Here is a 21,486-nt window from a genome sequence, read left to right as displayed (position 1 = left end):
CGCACGACGACGACGCACGACCGACCCCGAGGAGCACCGCCATGAGCATCCAGGCACCCCGCCGCACCCCCGCCCCCACCGCTGTCGGCACCGGGCTGGGCGACGTCCTCGTCCCCGGTGACGAGGGGTACGACGACGCACGACGCACCGTCTTCGCCACCGGCACCCCCGCCCTGGTGGTGCGGCCCCGCGGGGAGGCCGAGGTGGCCGCCGCACTGGCGTACGCCGCCCGCGAGGGGCTGGCCCTGTCCGTCCGCTCGGGCGGGCACGGCCTCACCGGCCGCGCCACGAACGACGGCGGGATGGTGGTGGACCTGCGCCACCTGGACGCGGTCGAGGTGGTGGACCCGCACCGGCACGTGGTGCGGGTGGGCGCCGGAGCCACCTGGGGCAAGGTCGCCGCGGCGCTCGCCCCGCACGGCCTCGGCGTCACCGCCGGCGACACGGCCGGCGTCGGCGTCGGCGGCCTCGCGCTCGGCGGCGGCGTCGGGTGGATGGTGCGCCGGCACGGCCTGGCGGTGGACGCCATGGTCGCCGCGCGGGTCGTCCTCGCCGACGGGCGCACGCTGGTCGTGGGCCCGGACCGGCACGCCGGCCTCTTCTGGGCGCTGCGCGGCGGCGGCGGCAACTTCGGGGTGGTGACGAGCCTCGACCTCGTCGCGGCGCGCGTGGGCGACGTCCGGTTCGGGTCGCTCGCGTTCGCGCCCGACGACCCGGCCCGCCTCGTCACGGGCTGGCGCGACGCCCTGCGCGCCGCCGACGAGGAGCTGAGCAGCACGCTCGTGCTCTCCCCCGCGACGGGCGGGCGCCCCGCCGCGGTGACGGCGCTGGTCTGCGCGTCCCACGACGACCCCACGGCCGCCGACCGGTCGATCGAGCCGCTGCGGCGCCTGGGCACCCTGCTGGCCGACGACGTCGCGACCGTGCCGTACGCCGCCGTCCTCGCCCGGGGCGGGCACCACCCGGCGGGCGCGCGCCTGGTCGGGCGCAACGCGCTGGTGCCGCGGCTCGACGACGCCGCAGTGGCGGCCGTCGTCGCCGCGTTCGAGGGTGACCATCCCACCGCGCTCGGCCTGCGTGCCCTGGGCGGCGCCTTCTCGCGGGTGCTGCCCGACGAGACCGCGTTCGCCCACCGCGACGCCGAGGTGCTGGTGGTGGGCGGGGTCGTGGTGCCCGCGGACGCCCCGGACGCCGCCGTCGAGGAGGCGCTCACCGGGTGGCGCGGCGTCGCCGCCCACGGCACCGGCGCCTACGTGAACTTCCAGGGCACCGCCACGGAGGCCGACCTGCACGCGGCCTACCCGCCCGCCACGCTCGCCCGGCTGCGGGCCGTCAAGCGCGCCTACGACCCCGGCAACCTGTTCGCGCGCAACCTCAACGTGGCCCCCGTGGCCCCCGTGACCGGCGGGGAGGCGTCGTCGTGAGCGCCGCGTTCGAGGCCGAGGGGCTCGTCAAGACGTTCGGCACGACGACGGCGCTCGACGGCGTCGACCTGCGCGCCGAGCGCGGCACGGTGCTCGGCGTGCTGGGCCCCAACGGCGCCGGGAAGACCACCGCCATCCGCGTGCTCGCCACGCTGCTGCGGGCCGACGCCGGCCGCGCGGTCGTCGACGGCCTCGACGTGGCCCGCGACCCGGTGGCCGTGCGCCGCCGCATCGGCCTGACCGGCCAGTACGCCACCGTGGACGAGGACCTCACGGGCGCCGAGAACCTCGTCCTGTTCGGCCGGCTGCTCGACCTGCCCACGGCCGAGGCCCGCGCCCGCGCCGCGCGGCTGCTGGACCGGTTCGGCCTCGCCGACGCCGGCGGGCGGCGCGCGTCCACCTACTCGGGCGGGATGCGCCGCCGCCTCGACCTGGCCGCGAGCCTCGTGGGCTCCCCGAGCATCCTGTTCCTCGACGAGCCCACCACCGGCCTCGACCCCGGCAAGCGCGAGGAGCTGTGGCAGACCATCCGGTCGCTGGCCGACGACGGCACCACCGTGCTGCTCACCACGCAGTACCTCGAGGAGGCCGACGCGCTGGCCGACGAGATCACCGTGATCGACGAGGGCCGCGTCATCGCGCACGACACCCCCGCGGGGCTGAAGCAGCAGGTGGGCGGGCAGACCGTGGTCGTGCGGCCGCGCGACCCGGCCCTCGCCGGCGCGGCGGCGGACGTCGTCGCGCGCGCCACCGGCACCCCGCCCGCACGCCCCCGCGGCGGCGTCGTCACGACGTCCGTGGACGACGAGCGCACGTTCGCCGCCGTCGTCCGCGGCCTCGAGGACGCCGGGGTCGCCGTCACCGAGGTGGCGCTGCGGCTGCCCAGCCTCGACGAGGTCTTCTTCGCCCTGACCGCCGGGCGACGCACCACCCCGAAGGAGGACTCATGACCAGCACCGCCACGGTCGCGACGACCGCACCCGGCATCCGGAGCGCCGCCGCGGGCGACCGCCCCCGCCGGTGGCCGCTCGTGCGCCACAGCCTCGCGCTGGCCCGCCGCAACCTGGTCAAGACGCGGCGCAACCCGGGCGAGCTCGTCGACGCGGTGATCCTGCCCGTCGTCTTCCTCGTGCTGTTCGTCTACCTGTTCGGCGGCGCCGTCGCCGGGTCGACGCACGCGTACCTGCAGTACCTGTTCCCCGGGATCCTCGTGCTCACGACGGTGCTCACGGGGCAGGTCGCGACCGGGCTGAGCATCGTGCAGGACATGAAGAAGGGCGTCTTCGACCGGTTCCGCAGCATGCCGGTGCCGCGCGCCTCCATGCTGCTGGGGTCGGTGCTGGCCGACGCCGTCCGCTACGTCATCGCCCTCGCCGTGCTGTTCGGCGTCGGGTACGCGCTCGGCTTCCGCGTCGAGACGGGGCTGCTGCCCACGCTGGCCGCGTGCGGCCTCGCGATCGTGCTGGGCTTCTCGCTGAGCTGGCTCACCGTGCTCGTCGCCGTGCTGCTGCGCGACGAGGTCATGGTCTCCACGGTCGGCTTCCTGCTGCCCTTCCCGCTCGTGTTCGGCACCGGCATGGCCGCCCCGGTCGAGACGATGCCGGGCTGGCTGCAGTCGTGGGCCGCGGTGAACCCCGTGAGCCGCGCGATCGAGGCCGGCCAGGGCCTGCTGCTCGGCGGGCCGGTCGCCGGGGCCGTGACCGCCACCCTGCTGTGGAGCGGCGCGTTCCTCCTCGTCTTCGGCTCCGCCGCCGTCCTCGTCTACCGCCGGGTCGTCTGACCGGTGACTAACTCGGCGGGTCCTCGCGGAGGACGACGACGTCGGTCGGCTCCAGGTGCAGCGTCTCCCCCGCCTCGACGCGGCGACCGGTGAGCAGGTCCGTGCCGGACGCGTGGGCGGCGACGTCGACGGCGGCGACGGCGTGGTTGAGCACGAACGCGGTCCGGGCCCCGTCGGCGCCGGCGCGCACGGCGAGCTCCACGTCGTCGGCGTCGGCGTACGGGCCGACCAGGCCGTGCCGGTCGAGCACGCGGCGCACCACCCAGCCGGTGCCGACGTCGTCGAGCGCCGTCGCGACGTACCAGGCCTCGCCGGCCCCCTCCCCGCCAGGGCGGTGCCGCGTGACGGCGGGCGTCCCGGCGTAGAACTCCGCGCCGTAGGTACCGACGACCTCCGCGCCCCCGGGCACCACGACCTCGAAGACGAGGGAGCCGTCCGCGACGGCGTCGTCGCCCGTGCCGTCCTTGAGGGTGACGGGGTTGGTGACGCCGGGCTCGGCGGAGTCGGTCTCCTCGACGCGCAGGCCGAACAGCGGGCCCAGCGGGCCGGGCGCGTCCATGAGGAAGGCGTTGGCGTCCTCGTCGGCCCGGCCGGACCAGTACGACGCGAGCACCGAGCCGCCGCGCGCGACGACGCCCTCCAGCCGCGCGGCGACGTCGCCCTTGAGCACGTGCAGCATCGGGGCGAGCACGACGTCGTACGGCGTCAGGTCCGCCGTCACCGGCACGACGTCCACCTGCGCGCCCGCCTGCCACAGCGCGCGGTAGTAGGCCAGCACGGTGTCGACGTACCGCGCGTGCCGGTTGAAGCCGTCCGTCATCTCGGCCGCCCACCAGGAGTCCCAGTCGAAGAGCAGCGCGACGCGGGCGGGCGTGCGCGCGCCGAGGACGGCGTCGCCCAGCGCGTCGAGCTCGGCGCCCAGCGCGGCGACCTCGCGGAAGGCGCGCGTGTCGGTGCGGCCGGCGTGGTCGAGGACGGCGCCGTGGTACTTCTCGCACGCGCCCTTCGACTGCCGCATCTGGAAGTACAGGACGGCGTCGGCGCCGTGCGCGACGGCCTGCCACGACCACAGCCGCAGCACGCCCGGCCGCTTCACCGGGTTGACGTCGCGCGACGCGGTGATGGTGGGCGTCTGCTCCATGACCCAGAACGGCGCGCCGTCCTTGAGCCCGCGCATGACGTCGTGGGCCAGCGCCATGCGCGCGTGCTCGCGCTGGCCGGGCGGGTAGTTGTCCCAGGAGGCGAAGTCGAGGTCTGCGGCCCACCGGTGGTAGTCGACCGGCCGGAACATCCCCATGAAGTTGGTGGTCACGGGGGTCGTGGCGTCGTGCTCCCGGATGCGGGCCTTCTCGTCGCGGAAGTTGGCGAGCATCGCGTCGGACATGAACCGCCGGTAGTCGAGCGTGATGCCCTGGAAGGCCGTGTGGTCGGGCCCGCGCCAGTGCTCGCTGAGCATGTTGGGCGGCACGATCTGCTCCCAGTCGCTGAACGTGTGCGACCAGAACGCCGCGTTCCACGCCTCGTTGAGCCGCTCGAGCGTGCCGTAGCGGGCGCGCAGCCAGTCCCGGAAGCCGGCGGCGCAGAGGTCGCACCAGCAGCCGCCGTCGAACCCGCCGTACTCGTTGCCGACGTGCCAGGCCACGAGCCCCGGCGTGCCCGCGTACCGCTCGGCGATCCGGCCGGCGAGCTCGGCGGACAGGCGCCGGTACACCGGCGAGCTCGGGCAGGCGTTGTGCCGCTGCCCGTACACGTGCCGGCGGCCCTGGAAGTCGGTGCGCTCCACCTCGGGGTGCCGGTGCGCGAGCCACGGCGGCAGCGCGCCGGTCGCCGTCGCGAGCACGACGTCGCGCCCGCCCGCCACGGCGCGCGCGACGACCTCGTCGAGCAGCGCGAAGTCGTAGGTGTCCTCGTCCGGCTGCAGCGTCGCCCACGAGAAGACGTTGAGCGTCACCGTGTCGATCGACGCCAGGTCGAACGCGGCGTAGTCGGCCTCCCACACCTCCCGCGGCCACTGCTCGGGGTTGTAGTCGCCGCCGTAGCGGATCTTGGGGGCGCGGGGGTCGGGCATCGCGGGGCTCCAGGGTCGGGGTCGCGGGCGGTGGGTACGGGTCGAGCGGGGGTCAGGCCGTGAACCGCCGCGCGACGTCGCGCAGCAGCGGCCGGGCGGTGCGGAGCAGGAACGCCAGCCAGACGACGAGGAGCAGCGCGGCGACGGCCTCGCCGACCAGCCACACCGCGCCCGCCGCGACGACGACGAGCGCGAGCAGCCCGGCGGCGACCGCCGGCCGGCGGGCGAGCCCGTCGAGGGCGACGCGCGCGACGTCGCGGGTCCGGAGGCGGAACAGCGCCACGACCGTGAGGGCCGCGAGCGCCCAGACGAGCACGGCGGCACCGATCACGAGGAGGACGACGGCGTAGCCGGCGGAGACGCCGGCGGCCTCGCGGTGCACGACGCTCGTCGCGACCATCCCCAGCACGACGAGCGCCGGCGCGGCGAGCAGCAGCGCGTCCCGCCAGCCGAGCCGCAGGCCGCGGGCGAAGGCCGCGGCGGGCGCGGGCGGGGCCCCGGCGGTGGCCTCCGTGGTCCGCGCGTCGAGGGCGAACAGCCCGGCGACCAGGCCGGGCGCCGCGGGGAGCAGGCACAGCGGGACGATCAGGGCGTTGCCCGACGACCGGTCGAGCAGCATCAGCGCGACGAGCGTCGGCACGGTCCCGAGCGCGACGAGCACGCCCACCACGAGGTACCAGTACACCCGGGCGGTGAGGCGCCCGAGCGGCCCGTCGCCGAGCTCGCGCACCCGCCCGGACGCTGCCCCGGTCGCCGCGCCCGCCCCGCGGCCGGCGGAGGCCGCGCTCATCCCGCGGCCTCCGCCGTCCGGCCGACGATGCGGGCGTCGTCGAGCCACGCGGGCGTCTCGTCGCGCACGGGGTCGATCTCCACCAGGGTGACCTCGTGCCGGCCCAGGCTCAGCCGCAGGTCGGCGCGCCCCTGCGTGACCGGCACGGAGGCGTGCTCCCGGGCGGGGGCGGACGCCTCGTGCAGCAGGTCGAGCTGGCGCGCGGTCGGCGACGCGGGCCGGCCCAGCTCCCGCCAGGCCGAGAACGCGTTGCCGTCGTGCTCCCCCACCCGCGAGCGGTGCACGTAGGCCGTGGTCGCGCCGCCGCCGACGGGCACGCTGAGGCGCAGCTCGTGCCGGTCCGGCTCGTCGCCGTCGTCCGTGCCGCCCACCGGCTGCCAGGCCAGCACGGTGACGCGCCCCGCGCCGTCGCGCGTCACGAGGTGGTCCTCGCCGCGGTGCAGCACGTCGCCACCCATCCGCGCCATGAACGCGTACAGGTGGAACACGGGCTTGCGCAGCTGCCGGTGGCCGAGCATCCCGAAGCCGCCGTGGAACACCGACGTCGGGATGTTCTCCTCCTCGAAGACGTCGCAGAACGTCCAGTACGAGAAGGAGTCGACGTGGTCGCCGCCGGCCGCGAGGACCGGGGCGACCGACGCCGCCTGGTAGGCGGTGTCGTGCACCGGGTTGTCGGGCCGGTAGCTGGTGCTGAACTCCGTGACGTGCGTGGGCAGCCCCTCCAGCCGCGTGCCCGCCACGAGCTTGGCGGGCGCCGCGAACTGGTCCAGCAGGGACTGCGGCCGGCGCAGCGTCTGGTAGGTGCCGAAGGGCACCGGCTGCGCCGGACCCGTCGTGTAGGCGTGGAACGACAGGAAGTCGACGGGCACGTCGCGCGCCTCGACGAACCGGGTGAACGGCTCCCACCATTCTTCGGCGCCCGGGGAGATCGCCGGGCCGCCCACCTGCAGCGACGCGTCGACCTCCTTGACCGCCGCGGCCGTCACCTCGTACAGCCGGAAGTACGCCTCCTGCGACGCGCCCTCCCAGAAGTGCACGAGGTTCGGCTCGTTCCACACCTCGAACGGCCAGGTGCGCACCTCCTCGAGCCCGTACCGGTCGACGGCGTGGCGCACCACCGCGCCCACCAGCGCCGCCCACTCCCGGTGGTCGCGGGGCGGGGTCACGTTGCCCTTCCACCAGAACACCGTCTGGTCGCCCGACGCGAGGCCGGACGGCATGAAGCCGAGCTCCACGAAGGGCTTGATCCCCAGGCCGAGCCACGAGTCGACGATCTGGTCGGCGTACGTGAACGAGTACCGCGTGCCGCGGTGGCCGGCCGCGTCGTACGGGCGGTGGATCCCCACGTCGTCCGACAGCAACCCGTGGCCGCGGAGGTAGCGGAACCCGATCTCCGACTGCACGAGCGCGAGCGAGTCCTGGTAGTCCCGGCGCAGCGCGAGGTTGAGCCGGCCGGTGCCGACGCACCGCCGCCACGCGTCGGAGAGCGTGGCGGCGGGCGCGTCGGGGACGACGACGGGGGTCAGGTCTCAGCCCTCCTTGCGTGCCAGCGCGGTGTTGAACGTGTCGACCAGCTGCGTGGCGCCGAGACCGTCGATCTCCGCGACGTACGCGTCCCAGTCGTCGAACGAGCGCTGGCCGGTGACGAACCCGGCGGTCGCGGCCATCACCGCGTCCTTGAGCTGGGTGTCCAGCAGGGAGACCTGCTCGAGCTCCATCTCGTCGAGGCCCGCGGCCGGCTTGACCGGCAGCACCTCCTTGGTGTCCAGGACGGCGCGCGTCCACTCCTTGACCTCGTCCGTCATCACGGACTCGAGCAGGTCCTGCGAGGACCCGTTCGCGAGCAGGAACACCCCGTTGCTGTACCCGAAGTCGGTGTTGAGCATCTTCGGGGCGCCCGGGTTGATGGCGTTCCAGCCGATGTCGTCGTTCAGGGTGCGCACGCCGTCGCCGCCCTTGCTGAACGTCTCCCCGTCCACGCCCCACTGGGCGAACTCCATGCCCTCGTCGGAGAAGTACTGCCAGTCCACGTACTGCAGCAGCGCCTTGAAGTGCGGGTCCTCGGCCGCCTTGCTGGAGATCATCAGGCCGGAGGAGAGCTGGCTCGGCATGAGGTTGCTGCCCGCCGGGCCGGCGGGCAGCGTGAGCATCCGCAGCGGGGCGTCCTTGCCGGCGTCCTCGAACGCCTGCCGGTACACCGTGATCTCCTGCGTGTTGCCCGAGATCGCCGCCGCCTTGCCGGAGACGAACTTCTGCTTCGCCTGGTCGTCCGACTGGGTGATCTCCGGGTCGAACGTCTTGTCCTCGACCATGCCGTGCACGGTCTCGAGCATCTGCTTGTACCCGTCGCTGGTGCCGTTGAACGTGAACTTCCCGGCGTCGGCGTCGAACCAGGTGTTGTCGTAGCCCCAGCCGCCGGTCGCACCGAAGTTCGGGCCCATGTACTGCAGCATCGCGCCGAGCGGCTGGGTGTCGGTCCAGCGGTCGGTGAACGCGTAGTCGAGGTCCGGGTTGGCCTCCTGGACCTTCTTCAGGTCCTCCCGGAACTCGTCCCAGGTGGCCGGGTCCTCGGTGACGCCCGCCTTCTTCCACAGGTCGTCGCGGATGACCACCGAGTACTGCACGTCCGGGATCTCCCGCAGGCCCGGCAGGATGTAGAGCTTGCCGTCGTCCTGCCGGTGGGTGTCCAGCTCCTCCTGCAGGCCCCACTTCTCGACCTTGTCCTGGAAGTTCGGCATGTACTCGAGGTAGTCGGACACCGGGAGGATCGCGCCGCCGGAGACGAACTGGGTCTCCTGGCCCGGGTACGTCACCGGGATGAGCTCCGGCGCCTCGCCCGAGCCGATCAGCAGGGACTTCTTGTTGTCCCAGTCGGCGAGCGGCACGTCGGTGCGGTCGAAGGTCACGCCGTGGTCGTCCTCGAGGTGCTGGAAGATCGACCAGTCGTCCTTGACCGGGTAGTTCGGGTGGTCGCGGTACATCAGCCCGAGGTCCACCGGCTCGGTCGCCTTGAACGACGTCCCGACGCCGAAGTCGGCCATCGCCCCGACGCTGTGCGCCTCGTCGATGGTGACGCCGCCGGCCGCCGTCTCGCCGGAGCCCCCGCCGTCGTCGTCCCCGCCGCTGCCGCAGGCGCTGAGCCCCAGCGCGAGCGCGGTCAGGGAGACGGCCGCGACGGCCGATCGCATCCTGGTGGTTGTCATGGTTCTCCTCGGGTGACGAGCGTCGTCGCTCTTCTGCGGGGTGGGGTGGTGCACCGGGTGGTGCGGCAGGTGGTGCGAGGTCGCGGCGTGGCGCGGTCCGTCAGCCCTTGACGGACCCGAGCATCACGCCCGAGACGAAGTACCTCTGGATGAAGGGGTAGAAGCAGATGATCGGGAGCACCGTGAGCAGCATCGTCACGGACTGGATGTTGGCCCCGATCTGCACGGCCTCCTGCCCGGTGATCCCCGCGGCGGGGTTGGACGCCGCCGCGATGAGGTTGCGCAGGTAGACCGTGACCGGGAACAGCTCCTTCTGGTCCAGGTACAGGAAGGCGCTGAACCACGAGTTCCACATGCTCACGGCGTAGAACAGCGTCATGGTGGCCAGCACCGCCTTGGACAGCGGCAGCACGATGCGGAAGAAGACCCCGTAGGTCGTCAGCCCGTCGATCGCCGCGGCCTCCTCCAGCTCGGCCGGGAAGTTCTCGAAGAACGACTTCATGACCAGGAGGTTGAACACCGAGATGGCGTTCGGGACGACGATCGCCCAGACCGTGTTCCGCATGTTCAGCGTGTCGGCCACGAGGATGTAGTTCGGGATCAGGCCGCCGCTGAAGAACATCGTGAAGACCGCGACGCCGATGAAGAACGAGCGGCCCTTGAGCTCCCGCCGGCTCAGCGCGTAGGCGAACGTCGTGGTGAGCGCCATCGAGATGACCGTGCCCAGCACGGTGTAGAGCACCGTGTTGCCGTAGTTCGTCCAGAACAGCGAGTCGCCCATGACGACCTCGAAGGTCTGGACGTTGAAGCCCCGCGGCAGCAGGTTCACCTCGCCGGCGGCGATGTGCCCCTCGGACGAGAACGCCTTCGCGACGAGGTTGACGAACGGGTACAGCGTCACCGCGCACACCACGAGGAGGACGACGGCGTTCGCGACCTTGAAGACGCGGTAGCCCGCGGTGTCGCGGACGGTCGTCGCCTCGCTGCGGACGGCGGCGAGGTCGGGGGCGGACGTCTCGATCACCACAGGGAAGCTCCCACCAGACGGCGCGACGCGTAGTTCGCGGACAGCACGAGGACCAGGCCGATGAGCGCCTCGAAGAGGCCGATCGCGGCACCGTAGGAGAACTGCGCCGACTGGATGCCCACGCGGTACAGGTACGTCGAGATGACGTCGCCGGTCGCGTAGACCAGCGGGTTCTGCAGCAGCAGGACTTTCTCGAACCCGACCGCCATGAAGGAGCCGATGTTGAGGATGAGCAGCACCATCATCGTGGGGCGGATGCCCGGGAGGGTGACGTGCCACGTCTGCTGCCAGCGGTTCGCGCCGTCGATCCGGGCGGCCTCGTAGAGCTGGTCGTCCACGGTCGTGAGGGCGGCGAGGTAGAGGATCGTGCCCCAGCCGACGGTCTGCCAGACCTCGGAGCTCACGTAGATCGTGCGGAACCACTCCGGCTGCTGCATGAACGTGATCGCGTTGCCGCCGAACGCCTCGACGAGCTGGTTGACCGTGCCCGAGACCGACGTCAGCTGCAGCACCAGGCCCGCCACGATGACGATCGACATGAAGTGCGGCAGGTAGGAGATCGTCTGCACGGCCTTCTTGAACCGGCGCGAGCGCAGCTCGTTCAGCATGAGCGCCAGGACGATCGGCAGCGGGAAGCAGATCGCCAGCGTCAGCAGGCCCAGGACCACGGTGTTCCAGAACACCTGCCAGAACTGCTGGTTGTGGATGAACATCTCGAAGTAGTAGAAGCCCACCCACTCGTCCCCGAAGACGCTGCCGCCGGGCCGGAACCGCCGGAAGGCGATCACGTTGCCCACCATCGGCAGGTACTTGAAGACGAGGAAGAAGAGCAGCGGCAGCGCCACGAAGGTGTAGAGCCGCCAGTCCTTGCGCAGCGCCTGCCGCCACGTGGTGCGCGCGCGGCGCACCCGCCGCGGCCGGTCGCCCGGCGGTGCCGGCGACGGCGGTACGTCGTCGCTCAGCGGCTCGGCCGCCACCGTTCCTGCGCTCTGCGCCATGGATCCCCAGCCCGTCACGTCGTCGTGCGTCCCTGTCAGCGCGACAGCGCGCCTCGGTCGAAAGTTTCGGCTTCGAAAACGTTCTCTATTCGCGGCCGAGATTAGGGGCGCGGCGCGACGGCGGTCAAGCACCCCGCGGGTCACGGTCTGGTCACGGCGCCTCGGCCGGCCGCCGCGGGATGCCTCTGCGGCCTGGAATTCCGGGAGTTCTCGTCATCGGGGAGCGCACGACGACGCCACGACCGCCAGCGACCGAAGCGACCCCGACGGGTGCGGGTGAACCCGCCACGACGGGCCTCGAGCGGCGCGTGCATCGTGTACGGTCGAGCCGAAAGTTGCGTCGATCGGCGCGGAACTGGCGCCGCCGTCGCGGCCCCGACAGGACGGACCATGAACGCCCCCACCCCCCGCGGCCAGGCCCCGACGATCGCCGAGATCGCCCGGGAGCTCGGCGTGTCCCCGCCCACCGTGTCCAAGGTGCTGAACGGCAAGGCGGACGTCGCCCCCGCGACGCGCGCCCGCGTCGAGGCCGCCCTCGAGAAGCACCGCTACCGCCGGCGTCGCGCCGCGACCCCGCCGGTCGGCGCGGGCCTCGTCGACCTCGTCTTCCACCGGGTCGGGTCGGCCTGGTCGACCGAGATCATCCGCGGCGTAGAGGACGCCGCCGCGGCCGCCGGCCTGAGCGTCATCCTCACCGAGCTGGGCGGCGAGCACCGGCCGCCGGGCGCGTGGCTCGAGACCACCCTGTCGCGCCCGCCGCTGGGCGTGCTGCTGGTGGCCGCCAGCCTCAGCGCCGCGCAGCGCCGGCAGCTCACCACCCGGTCGATCCCGTTCGTCGTCATCGACACGGACGGCGAGCCGCCGCCCGACGTCCCCACCGTCGGGTCGGACAACTGGAACGGCGGCCTCGTCGCCACCCGCCACCTGCTGGAGCTCGGGCACCGCCGCATCGCGGCCATCTCCGGCCCCGGCGACATGCTGTGCAGCCGGGCCCGCCTGGACGGCTACCGGACCGCGCTCGAGGAGGCGGGCGTCGCCTTCGACCCCGCCCTCGTGCGGTCGGGGAACTTCGAGGTGGAGTCCGGGTACCGGTCCGGCAGCGAGCTGCTCGACCTGCCCGACCGCCCCACCGCCGTCTTCGCCGGCTCGGACATGCAGGCCATCGGGCTGCTCCGCGGCGCCCAGGAGCGCGGCCTGTCCGTGCCCCGCGACCTGTCCGTCGTCGGGTACGACGACCTGCCGCTCGCGACCTGGACCGCCCCGGCCCTGACCACCGTGCGCCAGCCCCTGCTCGAGATGGCCAGCACCGCGACCCGCACGCTCCTCGCCCTCGCCCGCGGCGAGGCGCCCCTCGTGCGCCGGGTCAACCTCTCCACGGAGCTCGTCGTGCGGGAGTCCACCGCTCCCCTCGCTCCCTGAGGGGGCGCGCCCCCGGACGGCATCGAGCGTGCTGACCTGATCCTCATACCGGCCGTATGAGGATCAGGTCAGCACGCTCGATGCACCGGACGGGTCAGCGCCGGACGGGTCAGCGCTGGACGCGCGCGCTGCCTCCGCCGGCGAGCTTGGCGACCTCGGCGAGGGTGGCCGTCGTCGTGTCGCCGGGGGTGGTCATGGCGAGGGCGCCGTGCGCGGCGCCGTACTCCACGGCCTCCTGCAGGGAGCCGAGCTCCAGGAGGCCGTACGCCAGACCGGAGGCGAAGGAGTCGCCGCCGCCGACGCGGTCGAAGATCTCCAGGTCGGCGCGGTGCGTGGCCTCGACGAAGCCCTCGGCGCGCGACCAGGCGATGGCGCCCCAGTCGTTCACGGAGGCCGACTTCACGCCGCGCAGCGTGGTCGCGATGACCTGGAAGTTCGGGTAGGCCTCGGCGGCCGTGCCGATCATGGTGCGGAAGGCGCCCGTGTCGAGGTCGGTGAGGTTCTCGTCCACGCCCTCGACCTCGAAGCCGAGGGACGCGGTGAAGTCCTCCTCGTTGCCGATCATCACGTCGACGTGGTGCGCCAGGCGGCGGTTGACCTCGCGGGCGCGCTCGACCCCGCCGATGCCCTTCCACAGGGACGGGCGGAAGTTGAGGTCGTAGGACACGATCGTCCCGTGCTTCTTCGCCGCGGTCATCGCGGCCTCGGCGACGTCGGCGGCCGACTCGGACAGCGCGGCGAAGATGCCGCCGGTGTGCAGCCAACGCACGCCGGAGCCGAACAGCTCGTCCCAGTCCACGTCCTCGGGCTTCATCTGCGAGACGGCGGTGTTGCCGCGGTCGCTCACGCCGACCGCGCCCCGCACGCCGAAGCCGCGCTCGGTGAAGTTGAGGCCGTTGCGGACGCTGCGGCCGATGCCGTCGTAGTCGCGCCACTGCACCCAGGAGGTGTCGAGGCCGCCGGTGAGCATGAAGTCCTCGACGAGGCGGCCCACCTCGTTGTCGGCCAGGGCGGTGACGATCGCGCCGCGGAGCCCGAACGCGCGGCGCAGGCCGCGGGCCACGTTGTACTCGCCGCCGCCCTCCCAGACGTCGAACGAGCGGGTGGTGCGCACGCGGCGGTCGCCCGGGTCGAGGCGCAGCATGACCTCGCCGAGCGCGACGACGTCGTAGCGGCACTCGGCCGCGGGGCGGGTGGTCAGGGACGGGTTCGGCATCAGGACTCCTTGCGGGCTCGGCGTGCTCAGGCGGTCTGCGCGAGGGCGACGGCCTCGGCGGTGCGGCGGGTGATCTCGGCCCAGTCGCCGGCGACGACGAGCGACTTCTCGACCATCCAGGACCCGCCGACGGCGAGGACCGGGGCGAGGCCGAGGTACTCGCCGAGGTTGGCGGCGCCCACGCCGCCGGTGGGGACGAAGCGCAGGCCGGGGAACGGCGCGGAGAACGCCTTGATGGCGGCGGGGCCGCCCACGACGGACGCGGGGAACAGCTTGACCACGTCGACGCCGAGGTCGAGCGCGGCCATGATCTCGCTGGGCGTGGCGACGCCGGGCAGCACCGGGACGCCGTGGTCCTGGGCCCGGCGCACGACGGCCGCCGACAGCCCGGGCGACACGATGTAGCGCGCGCCGGCGTCGACGACCGCGTCGACCTGCTCGACGGTGGTGACCGTCCCCGCCCCGACGACGACGTCGGGCTGGGTGCGCGCGACCGCGCGGATCGCGTCGATGCCGCCTGCGGTGCGCAGGGTGATCTCGGCGACGGGGAGGCCGCCGGCGACGAGCGCGTCGGCGAGGCGCGCGCCCTCGTCGGCGCCGTCGACCACGACGACGGGCACGAGGCGGTGGGCGCCGAGCGCGGCGACGACGTCGCCGGCCTGGATCGAGGGGGAGGACATCCTGGCTCCGTTTCGCTATGGTGAACGTACGTTGTTCACTACGGAACACCATAGAGGACCGTTCGCGATGACCCAACCCCCCAGCCCGCTCGGCAGCGTCGACAAGGCGCTCCTCACGCTCGACGCGCTCGCGCGCGCCGGCGCCGGCGGCGTCGCCCTCGCCGACCTCGCCGCCGAGGTGGGCGCCAACAAGTCGACGCTGCACCGCACGCTCGCCGCCCTGCGGCACCGCGGCTACGCCGACCAGGGCCCCGACGGCGCGTACACGCTGGGCCCGGCCGTCCTCTCCCTCGGCGCCGCCTACCTCGCCGAGGACAACCTGCCGGGCCTGCTGCGCCCGGCCCTGGAGGCCCTGCGCGACGAGGTCGACGAGCTCGTGCACCTCGGCACCCTCGCCGGCCAGGAGGTGGTCTACCTCGACAAGGTGGAGCCGCAGCGCCCGCTGCGCGTGTGGTCCGCCGTCGGCCGGCGCATCCCCGCCGCGACGAGCGCCCTCGGACGGGCGCTGCTCGCCGCCGCCCCGGCGGACAGGGCGGAGATCGAGCGGTACGCCGCCGACCGGGAGCCGGCCGAGCGCCTGCGCGCCGCCCTCGACGACGCCCGCGGCCGCGGGTACGCCACCGAGACCGAGGAGAACGAGCCCGGCATCGCGTGCGTGGCCGTCGCGCTGCTGCGCGGCGGGCGCCCGGTGGCGGCGGTCAGCATCACCGCGCCCGCCGAGCGGATGAGCGGCACGGCCGGGGCCGAGCGGACCCGCGCCCTGCGGGAGGTGCTGGGCCGCACCCTGCCCGCCGGGTTGACCCTGCCGCCGAGCGGGCCATAATCATCTGACGTATTTCTCGTCAGCACGCCGATCGACACAGTCCGTCATCCGCGCTTCGCAGCTACCCTCGCTGCGACCGTCGATACATCAGATCACTCTGCCCGACAGGAGCCCACACCGCCGTGCCGCCTCTCGCCTCCGCCGTCTGGTCGCCCCCGCTCAGCCCTCGCGCGCCGGGCGGCCTGCCCCGCCCCCGCATCGGCATCGCGGGCATCTCCATCGAGTCCTCCACGTTCTCCCCGCACGTCAGCGGCTGGGAGGCGTTCACCCTCCGCCGGGGCGACGAGCTGCGCGCCCGCTACCCGTTCCTCGCGGCCGGCACGGAGCGCGGCGACGCCGCGGAGTGGCTGCCCTTCCTGCACGGCCGGTCCCTGCCCGGCGGCGCGGTCGACCCCGAGGTGTACGCCGCCATGCGCGACGAGATCGTCGAGCGGGTCCGCGCCGAGGTCGCGGCGCACGGCCCGCTCGACGGCCTCTACCTCGACCTCCACGGCGCGATGAGCGTGGTCGGCGCCACCGACGCCGAGGGCGACCTGGCCACCGCCGTGCGGGAGGCGCTCGGCCCCGACACGCTCGTGTCCGCGTCGATGGACCTGCACGGCAACGTCTCCGCCGCGCTGTCGCGCGCGGTCGACCTCCTCACCTGCTACCGCATGGCCCCGCACGAGGACGAGGCGAACACCCGTGAGCGCGCCGTGCACCACCTGCTCGAGCGGCTCCGCGGCCCGCACGGCTCCGACCCCGCCGCCCGCCGGCCGTGGCAGGCGTGGGTGCAGGTGCCCGTCCTGCTGCCCGGCGAGAAGACGAGCACGCGGCTCGAGCCGGCCCTCGGCCTCTACGACCGGCTGCCGGCGGTCGAGGCGAAGGACGGCGTCCTCGACGCGGCGATCTGGATCGGCTACGCCTGGGCCGACGAGCCCCGCTGCCAGGCCGCCGTCGTCGTCACCGGCGACGACCCGGACCTCGCCGCCGCCGAGGCGCGCACGCTCGCGGAGGCGTTCTGGGCCGCGCGGGACGGCTTCGAGTTCGTCGCGCCCACCGGCACGTTCGGCGAGTGCCTGGACCTCGCGCTCGCGCGGCCGCACGACGCCCCGCGCCCGTTCGTCGTCTCCGACTCCGGCGACAACCCCACGGCGGGCGGCGCCGGCGACGTCTCCTGGTCGCTCGGCGACCTGCTCGACGACGCCCGGTTCGCCGCCGCCGACGGCCCCACCGTGATCCACGCGTCGGTGTTCGACCCCGCGGCGGTCCAGGCCGCGGTGCGCGCGGGCGTCGGGGGCCGGGTCGACGTCGAGGTCGGGGGCCACGTCGACGGCCGGGCCCGGGGCCCGGTGCGGCTCGACGGCGAGGTCTTCTCGGTCACGCCGGGCGACGCCGACGCCGGCACCGTGGTCGTGGTGCGGCGCGGCGGCGTGCACGCGATCGTCACCGAGCGCCGCAAGCCCTACCACCACGTGCAGGACTTCACGCGGCTCGGCCTGGACCCGCACCGCGCGGACGTCGTCGTCGTGAAGATCGGCTACCTCGAGCCCGAGCTGTACGACCTGGCCGCCGACTGGCGCCTCGCGCTCACGCCCGGCGGCGTGGACCAGGACCTGCTGCGCCTGGGGCACCACCGGATCGAGCGCCCGATGTTCCCCTTCGACCCGGACATGCCCGACCCCGACCTGCGCCCGGTGCTGCGCCGCCGCGGCGAGCCCGAGCGACGCGGCTGACCGCGGCCCGCCCGCGAGCCCACCCACCACCACGACCACGCCGACCCCACCACCGAGGAGCCGACCGTGCTGAACTTCGAGGAGCGCACCGGGCCCGACCTGGGCGCCGACGCCCCCACCTACCCCGACGCCGTCGTGCCCGCGTGGTACCGCGACGCCAAGCTGGGCTTCTTCGTCCACTGGGGCGTGTACTCCGTGCCCGCGTGGGGCACCCCGCACGCCGAGGGCTCGGTGCCCGACGAGGACGCCTACGCCCACCACCAGTACGCCGAGTGGTACGCCAACACGGTGCGCATCGACGGCAGCCCCACGCGCCGCCGGCACGAGGAGCGGTACGGCGCGGGCACGTCGTACGAGGACCTGGCCGACCTCTGGGACGTCACGGGCTTCGACGCCGACGCGCTCGTGGGCGACCTCGTCGCGGCCGGCGGACGCTACGTCGTGCCGACCACGAAGCACCACGACGGCTTCTGCCTGTGGGACACCGGGACCACGCCGTTCAACGCCGTCCGTCGCGGCCCCGGCCGCGACCTGGTCGCGGAGATCGCCCGCGCGACCCGCGAGGCCGGTGCCCGCCTCGGCCTGTACTACTCCGGCGCGCTCGACTGGCACACCAGCGAATACCCCCCGATCGAGTCGTCGACGGACCTGTTCCGGCTGCGCCGCAACGACGACGTCTTCGCCCGGTACGCCGCGGCGCAGCTGCGCGAGCTCGTGGACCGCTTCTCCCCCGACGTGCTGTGGAACGACATCGACTGGCCCGACGCCGGCAAGACGACCGCGCCGCACGGGCTGGCCGCGGTGCTGCGCGAGTACCTCGAGGCCGTGCCCGGCGGCGTCGTCAACGACCGGTGGGGCGTGCCGTTCCACGGGTTCTGGACCCGCGAGTACTCCCACGTGCCGGAGACCCTGCCGCACCCGTGGGAGGCGACCCGGGGCCTCGGGTGGTCGTTCGGCTACAACGAGGCCGAGGGGCCGGAGCACACCATCGGCGAGCGCGAGCTGATCCACCTGCTCGTCGACGTCGTGAGCAAGAACGGCAACCTGCTGCTCAACGTCGGCCCCCGCGCGGACGGGTCGATCCCGGACCTGCAGCGCGACCGCCTCGCCGCTCTCGGGCGCTGGCTCGGGGCGTACGGCGACGCGATCTACGGCACGCGGCCGTGGGTGCGCAGCGGCGACGTCCCGTCCGACCCGGTGACCGGGCGGCCCGACCCGCGGCGCAGCCCGGTCGCGTACACGAGCCGCGGCGACGAGGTGTTCGTGCACGTCCTGGAGCCCGGCAGGGGCCTGGTCGCGCTGGCGCCCGAGCTCGCGGGGGCGGCCGACGTCGCCTGGCTCTCCGGCGCGCCCGCCGACCGCGCGGGCACCGCGGGCGCCGCGGGCGCCGAGGGCGACCCCACGCGGGACGTCGTCGTGCCGGACGGGCTCCGCGACGCGCACGTCGCGGTGCTGCGCGTGCGCCGGTGACCCGCCGCGGGCCCCTGCGGGGGCCCGCGGTCAGTCGTGGAGCAGGTAGGCGCCGGGATCGGCGAGGACGTGCTGCACGACGAGCCGCCCGGCGCCGATCACGCCCGCCTCGGGGCCGGTCGTGGCGCGCGTGATGACGAGGTTCTTCGTCACGAGCGGGTGGCAGCCCTCGTAGAGCTGGGACCGCACGCTCGCCACGAACGGCTCCAGCGTGGACAGGGCGCCCCCCAGGAACACCGCGTCGGGGTTCACGAAGTTCACGACGGTGCACAGCACCTCGCCGAGGTGGCGCCCCGCCTCCCGGACGAGGGTCGTCGCGTCGGGCTCGGCGTCGCGCGCGCGACGCACGACGTCCGCCGTCGTGGCGACGTCCACGCCCCGGGCGCGCAGCTGCCGCACGATCGCGGCGCCGGAGGCGATCGTCTCGAGGCAGCCGAGCTTGCCGCACGAGCAGGGGATCTCCCCGGCGGCGCTCACGCGGGAGTGCGTGATGTCGCCGGCCGCCCCCGTCGCCCCGCGGTGCAGGCGGCCCGAGGCGATGAGGCCGCTGCCGATCCCGGAGCCGGCCTTCACGGTCACGGAGTGCTGCACCCGGCGCCCGTAGGAGAAGTGCTCGCCCAGCGCCATGAGGTTGACGTCGTTGTCCACCAGCACCGGCACCCCGGCGCGCTCGGCCAGCCACTCCCGCACGGGGAAGCCGTTCCAGCCGGGCATGCGCGCAGGCGACTCCACGCGGCCGGTCTCGACGTCGACCGGGCCGGGCAGGCCCACCGCGAGCCCCCGGAGCACCGACGCGGGCGCGAACGGCGCGGCCAGGTCCGTCCCCTCGGCGAGGACGGCGGCGAGCGCGGCCTCCGGCCCGGCCGCGATCTCGACGGGCACCTCGCGGACGGCCCCGAGGCGGCCGGTGAGGCTCATGACCCCGAGGCGGGCGTGCGTGCCCCCGAGGTCGGCGGCGAGCACGTGGCCGCCCTCGGGGCGCAGCCGCAGCAGCCGCGGGCGGCGACCGCCCCGCGACTCGCCCGCGCCACCCTCGTCGAGGACGCCGGCGTCGATGAGCTCGGTGACGCGGGCGGAGACCGTGGAGGGGGCCACGCCCAGCTCGCGGGCGAGGTCGGCGCGCGACGTCGCGACGCCGGCGGAGACCAGCGCGACGATCTGCGACGTCACGGGCGCGTCGGCGGCTGCCTGGGCGGGAGCGGGGTCGACGACCATCGAGGTTCCTTCGCGATCGAACAAAGTTGACACGCCCCATCGTGGCTCACGAGCGGCGTCAGGACCAGCCGATCGCGCGATCGGCCCGAATATTGGACGAGATTACCGAACTAAGTTCGCAAACTTTGATTCGTATGGTGTGATGGGCGCACGTTCGACCGAACGAAGACAGCACCCCTCGGTCGACCCCCGGGCCACGGACGGCGCCGGACGGATCTCGACGAGGAGAAGACGACGCCATGACGACACCGCGGACGCCCGCCGACGACGGTCGGCACCCCGCGGCTCCGTCTCCCCAGCCCCCCACCTCGCTCCAGGGCGCACGGCACCGACGCCGCGCCCCGCACAGCACCCACCAGAGAGGAACTCCCATGCGCATGCGCACCCCCCTCCTCGCCGGCACCGCGGTCCTCGCGACCCTCGGCCTCGCGGCGTGCGGCTCCGGCTCCGGATCCGGCGGCTCCGGCTCCGACGGCGGCACGATCGTCTGGGACATGTGGTCCGGCAGCCAGTCCGACACGGACGCGCTCAACGAGACGCTCGAGATCGTCAAGAAGGAGAACCCGGACGTCGAGGTCCGACTCCAGACGGCCCCGTGGAACGACTACTTCACGAAGCTCACGACCAACCTGTCGTCGGGCAACCTGGCCTGCATCACGTCGATGAACGGCCAGCGCCTGTCCACGTACGCCGACGCGTTCGAGCCGCTCACGGACGCCGACCTCGAGACCGCCGGCCTCAGCAAGGACGACTTCGCCCCCGGCGCGCTCGACATCATGACCTACGACGGGAAGCTCCTCGGGGTGCCCTACGACGTCGCGACGATGCTCGTCTACTACAACAAGGACCTCATCGACGCGGCGGGTGCCCCGGAACCGGCGATCGGGTGGTCGTTCGACGACTTCGAGGCGACCGCGAAGGGCGCCACGACGGACTCCGACGCGGGCTTCGCCGTCGGGCTGGGCGAGTTCCAGTGGATGGCGCTGCCGATCGCGCAGTCCGGCAAGCAGCCGGTGGGCGAGGACGGCGCGCTCGCGCTCACGGACCCGGCGTTCGTCGACGCCTCGGAGTGGTACGCCGGCCTCGTCACCGACCAGAAGGTCGCGCTGCCCGCGGCCTCCGCGTCCGACACCGGCTGGGGCGAGAACCAGTACTCGGGCGGCAACGCCGCGATGGCCGTGGACGGCACCTGGAACGCCGCGACCTACCTGACCAACGACGCCGGGTTCGAGGCCGGCATGGTCGACCTGCCCACCGGCGAGAACGGCTCCACGAGCCTCGTCCTCGGCTCGGGGTACGGCATCGCGAAGGGCTGCGACGACAAGGAGGCCGCCCTGAAGGTGCTCGGCTCCCTCGTCGGCAAGGACGCGCAGGACGCGATGGCGACCTCCGGCCGCAGCTACCCCGCGCGCACCGAGTCGCAGCCGCTGTACTTCGAGTCCCTCGACGCGTCGGTCCGCGACGACGTCAAGGCCGCGTTCGACGCCGCGTTCGCCGACGTCGAGGGCCAGCGTTCCACCAAGAACTGGGACCAGGTCAACACCGCGCTGCAGCCCAACCTCGTCAGCGTCTACAACGGCCAGGCCTCGATGACGGACGTCCTCGGGCAGACGCAGCAGCAGTTCGGCCAGTGAGCCGCGCGAGAGGGGTCTCCCACC

17 protein-coding genes are annotated in these 21,486 nt (G+C 73.9%); 8 read left to right on the top strand and 9 right to left on the bottom strand.

Annotated features, from left to right (window positions below; all coding sequences use genetic code 11):
- The first annotated feature begins 41 nt into the window (after positions 1-41).
- From ACFU5J_RS12300 to ACFU5J_RS12290, 3 genes are read left to right on the top strand one after another with little or no spacing between them, the layout of a single operon-like run.
- Positions 42-1,424: an FAD-binding oxidoreductase gene (locus ACFU5J_RS12300; protein WP_430578884.1), complete on the top strand. Its 1,383-nt coding sequence runs from the start codon at positions 42-44 to the stop codon at positions 1,422-1,424.
- A complete protein-coding gene (locus ACFU5J_RS12295) occupies positions 1,421-2,374 on the top strand; it encodes an ATP-binding cassette domain-containing protein (RefSeq protein ID WP_430574310.1) in 954 nt (317 codons plus the stop codon). Before ACFU5J_RS12300 ends, ACFU5J_RS12295 begins: the two co-directional genes overlap by 4 nt.
- Entirely contained in the window at positions 2,371-3,204 is an 834-nt protein-coding gene (locus ACFU5J_RS12290) for an ABC transporter permease (RefSeq protein WP_430578883.1), read from the top strand. The genes ACFU5J_RS12295 and ACFU5J_RS12290 overlap by 4 nt, the downstream gene beginning before the upstream one ends.
- Before the next feature lie 7 nt (positions 3,205-3,211).
- Here the strand turns inward: ACFU5J_RS12290 and ACFU5J_RS12285 are convergent, their stop codons facing one another.
- From ACFU5J_RS12285 to ACFU5J_RS12260, 6 genes are all read right to left on the bottom strand, one after another.
- A complete protein-coding gene (locus tag ACFU5J_RS12285; protein WP_430578882.1) occupies positions 3,212-5,272 on the bottom strand; it encodes a beta-galactosidase in 2,061 nt (686 codons plus the stop codon).
- Between the two features lie 52 nt (positions 5,273-5,324).
- Positions 5,325-6,062, bottom strand: coding sequence for a glycosyltransferase (locus tag ACFU5J_RS12280; protein WP_430578881.1), 738 nt, complete (start codon positions 6,060-6,062; stop codon positions 5,325-5,327).
- A complete protein-coding gene (locus tag ACFU5J_RS12275) occupies positions 6,059-7,588 on the bottom strand; it encodes a xylan 1,4-beta-xylosidase (RefSeq protein ID WP_430578937.1) in 1,530 nt (509 codons plus the stop codon). The genes ACFU5J_RS12280 and ACFU5J_RS12275 overlap by 4 nt, the downstream gene beginning before the upstream one ends.
- Before the next feature lie 3 nt (positions 7,589-7,591).
- Positions 7,592-9,265 (bottom strand): extracellular solute-binding protein, encoded by a 1,674-nt coding sequence (locus tag ACFU5J_RS12270; protein WP_430578880.1) that lies wholly within the window; start codon positions 9,263-9,265, stop codon positions 7,592-7,594.
- 100 nt (positions 9,266-9,365) lie between these two features.
- Positions 9,366-10,292 carry a carbohydrate ABC transporter permease gene (locus ACFU5J_RS12265; RefSeq protein ID WP_430574305.1) on the bottom strand — a complete coding sequence of 309 codons (927 nt, stop codon included), beginning with the start codon at positions 10,290-10,292 and terminating at the stop codon, positions 9,366-9,368.
- Positions 10,286-11,290 (bottom strand): ABC transporter permease, encoded by a 1,005-nt coding sequence (locus tag ACFU5J_RS12260; RefSeq protein ID WP_430574304.1) that lies wholly within the window; start codon positions 11,288-11,290, stop codon positions 10,286-10,288. Before ACFU5J_RS12260 ends, ACFU5J_RS12265 begins: the two co-directional genes overlap by 7 nt.
- 390 nt (positions 11,291-11,680) lie before the next feature.
- Here ACFU5J_RS12260 and ACFU5J_RS12255 point away from each other — a divergent pair, with 390 nt between their 5' ends.
- The gene (locus ACFU5J_RS12255; RefSeq protein ID WP_430574303.1) at positions 11,681-12,709 is read left to right on the top strand and encodes a LacI family DNA-binding transcriptional regulator; all 1,029 of its coding nucleotides are present in this window, start codon (positions 11,681-11,683) and stop codon (positions 12,707-12,709) included.
- A gap of 109 nt (positions 12,710-12,818) precedes the next feature.
- On the opposite strand, the gene ACFU5J_RS12250 is transcribed toward ACFU5J_RS12255, so the two are convergent.
- Both ACFU5J_RS12250 and eda read right to left on the bottom strand, forming a co-directional pair.
- The gene (locus ACFU5J_RS12250) at positions 12,819-13,925 is read right to left on the bottom strand and encodes a sugar kinase (protein ID WP_430574302.1); all 1,107 of its coding nucleotides are present in this window, start codon (positions 13,923-13,925) and stop codon (positions 12,819-12,821) included.
- Positions 13,926-13,951: 26 nt separating this feature from the next.
- On the bottom strand, positions 13,952-14,605 hold the full coding sequence (eda, locus tag ACFU5J_RS12245) for a bifunctional 4-hydroxy-2-oxoglutarate aldolase/2-dehydro-3-deoxy-phosphogluconate aldolase (protein ID WP_430574301.1): 654 nt from the start codon (positions 14,603-14,605) through the stop codon (positions 13,952-13,954).
- Positions 14,606-14,672: 67 nt separating this feature from the next.
- Here eda and ACFU5J_RS12240 point away from each other — a divergent pair, with 67 nt between their 5' ends.
- The 3 genes from ACFU5J_RS12240 (at position 14,673) to ACFU5J_RS12230 (ending at position 18,613) form a co-directional block, all read left to right on the top strand.
- The gene (locus ACFU5J_RS12240; protein ID WP_430578879.1) at positions 14,673-15,428 is read left to right on the top strand and encodes an IclR family transcriptional regulator; all 756 of its coding nucleotides are present in this window, start codon (positions 14,673-14,675) and stop codon (positions 15,426-15,428) included.
- 182 nt (positions 15,429-15,610) lie between these two features.
- Positions 15,611-17,143 (top strand): M81 family metallopeptidase, encoded by a 1,533-nt coding sequence (locus ACFU5J_RS12235; RefSeq protein ID WP_430578936.1) that lies wholly within the window; start codon positions 15,611-15,613, stop codon positions 17,141-17,143.
- A gap of 66 nt (positions 17,144-17,209) precedes the next feature.
- Positions 17,210-18,613 (top strand): alpha-L-fucosidase, encoded by a 1,404-nt coding sequence (locus tag ACFU5J_RS12230; RefSeq protein ID WP_430578878.1) that lies wholly within the window; start codon positions 17,210-17,212, stop codon positions 18,611-18,613.
- A 30-nt stretch (positions 18,614-18,643) separates the two neighbouring features.
- On the opposite strand, the gene ACFU5J_RS12225 is transcribed toward ACFU5J_RS12230, so the two are convergent.
- A complete protein-coding gene (locus ACFU5J_RS12225; RefSeq protein ID WP_430578877.1) occupies positions 18,644-19,828 on the bottom strand; it encodes an ROK family protein in 1,185 nt (394 codons plus the stop codon).
- Positions 19,829-20,205: 377 nt separating this feature from the next.
- Between ACFU5J_RS12225 and ACFU5J_RS12220 the strand changes: the two genes are divergently transcribed.
- Positions 20,206-21,462: an ABC transporter substrate-binding protein gene (locus tag ACFU5J_RS12220; RefSeq protein WP_430574297.1), complete on the top strand. Its 1,257-nt coding sequence runs from the start codon at positions 20,206-20,208 to the stop codon at positions 21,460-21,462.
- Positions 21,463-21,486: the final 24 nt, after the last annotated feature.

Source organism: Isoptericola sp. NPDC057559 (genome assembly GCF_042801555.1).
Taxonomy (GTDB): Bacteria; Actinomycetota; Actinomycetes; order Actinomycetales; family Cellulomonadaceae; genus Isoptericola.
The sequence above is the reverse complement of the archived record's forward strand: the minus strand, read 5'-3'. Positions and strand labels throughout refer to the sequence as shown.

Bases quoted from the DNA above. Each gene is read 5' to 3' on its own strand.
- ACFU5J_RS12290 (WP_430578883.1), top strand. From the start codon at position 2,371: ATGACCAGCACCGCCACGGTCGCGACGACCGCACCCGGCATCCGGAGC.
- ACFU5J_RS12300 (WP_430578884.1), top strand. From the start codon at position 42: ATGAGCATCCAGGCACCCCGCCGCACCCCCGCCCCCACCGCTGTCGGC.
- eda (WP_430574301.1), bottom strand. From the start codon at position 14,605: ATGTCCTCCCCCTCGATCCAGGCCGGCGACGTCGTCGCCGCGCTCGGC.
- ACFU5J_RS12285 (WP_430578882.1), bottom strand. From the start codon at position 5,272: ATGCCCGACCCCCGCGCCCCCAAGATCCGCTACGGCGGCGACTACAAC.
- ACFU5J_RS12240 (WP_430578879.1), top strand. From the start codon at position 14,673: ATGACCCAACCCCCCAGCCCGCTCGGCAGCGTCGACAAGGCGCTCCTC.
- ACFU5J_RS12260 (WP_430574304.1), bottom strand. From the start codon at position 11,290: ATGGCGCAGAGCGCAGGAACGGTGGCGGCCGAGCCGCTGAGCGACGAC.
- ACFU5J_RS12255 (WP_430574303.1), top strand. From the start codon at position 11,681: ATGAACGCCCCCACCCCCCGCGGCCAGGCCCCGACGATCGCCGAGATC.
- ACFU5J_RS12280 (WP_430578881.1), bottom strand. From the start codon at position 6,062: ATGAGCGCGGCCTCCGCCGGCCGCGGGGCGGGCGCGGCGACCGGGGCA.
- ACFU5J_RS12250 (WP_430574302.1), bottom strand. From the start codon at position 13,925: ATGCCGAACCCGTCCCTGACCACCCGCCCCGCGGCCGAGTGCCGCTAC.
- ACFU5J_RS12270 (WP_430578880.1), bottom strand. From the start codon at position 9,265: ATGACAACCACCAGGATGCGATCGGCCGTCGCGGCCGTCTCCCTGACC.
- ACFU5J_RS12220 (WP_430574297.1), top strand. From the start codon at position 20,206: ATGCGCACCCCCCTCCTCGCCGGCACCGCGGTCCTCGCGACCCTCGGC.
- ACFU5J_RS12225 (WP_430578877.1), bottom strand. From the start codon at position 19,828: ATGGTCGTCGACCCCGCTCCCGCCCAGGCAGCCGCCGACGCGCCCGTG.